The 750-nt window shown below is 66.9% G+C and carries 1 protein-coding gene; it reads left to right on the top strand.

The genetic code is table 11. The features are described from left to right. Positions 1 to 750 (top strand): efflux RND transporter permease subunit (locus JMF90_RS39130; RefSeq protein WP_236598157.1); only part of this gene is annotated, 750 nt, incomplete at both ends.

Here is a 750-nt window from a genome sequence, read left to right as displayed (position 1 = left end):
CTGCCGCCGTCGGTGCGCGGCATCGGGCATTCCGACGGATTCACGTTCCGGCTCGAGGATCGCGGCGGCGTCGGGCTCGACGCGTTGAAGGCGGCTCGCGAGCAGTTGTCCGGACGAGCGAAAGCGGATCCGTTGCTCGCCGCCGTGCATTTCGAAGACCTGCCGGACGCGCCGCGCATCGAACTCGATGTCGATCGTGCGAAGGCGTATGCGCTCGGCGTGCCGTTCGAGCGAATCGCGGGCCTTCTGGGCGGCACGTTCGGCTCGAACTACATCAACGATTTTCCGGCATCGGGCCGGATGCGGCGGGTGATCATCGAGGCCGACCCGGCCGCGCGCGTGACCGATGCGCAACTGATGGCGCTGACGGTGCCGAACCGCACCGGCGACATGGTTCCGTTGTCGGCCATCGCCGCGCCGCACTGGACGGTCGGCCCGGTGATGCTGAATCGCTACAACGGCTATCCGTCGCTCGACATCAGCGGCCGCGCGGCGACCGGCACGAGTTCGGGCGCGGCGATGGCGGAGATGGAGCGGCTCGCCGGCGCACTGCCGGTCGGGATCGGCTTCGACTGGGTCGATGCGGCGCGCGAGGAGCAGGTTGCCGCGCGGCAAACGCCGCTGCTCGTCGGGCTGTCCGTGCTCGCGGTTTTCATGGCGCTTGCCGCGCTGTACGTAATAACTTCGTATAGCATACATTATACGAAGTTATACGACGGCAAGACGCTCGACTACCTGTGGCACATGGTG

Origin of the sequence: Burkholderia sp. E168m23 (genome assembly GCF_016586125.1) — a bacterium.
GTDB lineage: Bacteria > Pseudomonadota > Gammaproteobacteria > Burkholderiales > Burkholderiaceae > Burkholderia > Burkholderia orbicola.
Note: the sequence above shows the minus strand (reverse complement) of the source record. Positions and strands in the feature narration are given on the sequence as shown.